The sequence below is a fragment of the Knoellia aerolata DSM 18566 genome (assembly GCF_000768695.1).
In the GTDB taxonomy this organism is placed as follows: domain Bacteria; phylum Actinomycetota; class Actinomycetes; order Actinomycetales; family Dermatophilaceae; genus Knoellia; species Knoellia aerolata.
The window spans coordinates 1-1,623 of the sequence record NZ_AVPL01000135.1 but is presented as its reverse complement, the minus strand read 5'-3'; the positions used below and the strand labels follow the sequence as shown (position 1 = coordinate 1,623).

Genomic DNA, 1,623 nt, shown 5'->3' with positions numbered 1-1,623 from the left:
CCCCCCGCCACTCGTGGCGGGGGCCGTCGTGTCGTGTCCGGGGCCGCTCGGGCCGGCATTCTCCTCGTATGCCGGTCGGCACCGCGGGTGCCCGACCGCGCCCGCGCGTTCCGACCGCACCGCGGGGTGACGGCGCTCACCTCCGGGTGACCCTCCCAGGCGTTCCCCGCATCCCGGGACGGCAAGTAGGGTCGGGCACGACACAACCGACGTGAAGAGAGGCAGTGTCCGTGGGCCAGGTGGTGCTCGTGACGGGGGTCTCCCGCTACATCGGAGGCGTGCTCGCCCGCAGGCTCGCGGCCGACCCCTCCGTCGAGAAGGTCATCGGGGTCGATGTCATCCCGCCGCCGCGTGACCTCGGCCGGGCCGAGTTCGTGCGCGCCGACATCCGCAACCCGATGATCGGCAAGGTCATCGCGCAGGGGGACGTCGACACCGTCGTGCACGCCAACGTCATCGCGACGCCGACCTTCGCCGGAGGACGCACTCCCCAGAAGGAGATCAACGTCATCGGCACGATGCAGCTGCTCGCGGCGTGCCAGAAGGCGTCGTCGGTCAAGCGGCTCGTCGTGAAGTCCACCGCCGCGGTCTACGGCTCCACGCCGCGCGACCCGGCGATGTTCACCGAGGAGATGTCGGCCAAGCGGCTGCCCTCGTCGGGCTTCGGCAAGGACTCGATCGAGGTCGAGGGCTACGTGCGCGGCTTCGCACGGCGTCGCCCGGACGCGGAGATCCTCACGCTGCGCTTCGCGAACATCATCGGCCCGCGGATCCGCACCTCGATCACCGACTACTTCAACCTGCCGGTCATCCCGATCCCGCTCGGCTACGACGCCCGCCTCCAGTTCTTCCACGAGGACGACGCGATCGCGGCTCTCGTGCGCGGCGTCACCGGGTCGACGACCGGTGTGGTCAACCTCGCCGGCGACGGCGTGCTCACCGTGACGCAGGCCGCAGGGCTCGTCCGCCGCCCGTTCGTCATGGTCCCGATGGTCGCCGCCGGACCGCTCGGCGGGCTCGGCAAGCGCTTCGGCCTCGTCGACTTCAGTCCCGACCAGATGTCGTTCCTCGCGTTCGGGCGGGGCATGGACACGACCGTGATGCGCGAGAGCTTCGGCTTCTCGCCGACGTTCACCACCCGCGCGGCCTTCGAGGACTTCGCCCGCACCGTGACCCCGATCCTGCCGTCGCTCGACGCGGCGACGGCCGCGGTCGGAGGGCTCGTCGGCGCGGCCCAGCAGGTCCTGGGTGTCTCGACCAGGGGGAGGAAGCACTGATGGCGACCACGACGGCCAAGGCCAAGACGGCGAAGGCGTCGCCCGCGCCCGCGAAGGCGACGAAGGCGGCGGCCACGCGGGCGAAGGCGACGAAGGCAGCGAGCAGGCCGAAGGCCCCCACGACCTCCAAGGCCGCCACGACGAGTTCCGCGGCGTCCAAGGCCCGCACGACGTCCAAGGCCCGCACGACGTCCAGGGCCGCCACGACGAGGTCCAAGGCGTCCAGGGCCCAGACGGCCTCCGCGGCCACCACGTCCCCGACGGCCACGGCCGCCGCGACGAAGCGGACCGCCCCCGCCAGACGGACGCCGTCGGTCGCCGCCGGCGCCGCGCGCGCCTCCGGCGA

Annotated in this window: 2 protein-coding genes; both read left to right on the top strand. The window is 72.6% G+C overall.

The genetic code is table 11. The annotated features are described in order from the left end of the window. Positions 1–230 precede the first annotated feature (230 nt). Positions 231–1,277, top strand: a complete 1,047-nt coding sequence (locus tag N801_RS18950) for an NAD-dependent epimerase/dehydratase family protein (RefSeq protein WP_035940890.1) — start codon at positions 231–233, stop codon at positions 1,275–1,277. Then, positions 1,277–1,623 (top strand): hypothetical protein (locus N801_RS18945; protein WP_211254766.1); only part of this gene is annotated, 347 nt, incomplete at its 3' end. The genes N801_RS18950 and N801_RS18945, both read left to right, overlap by 1 nt.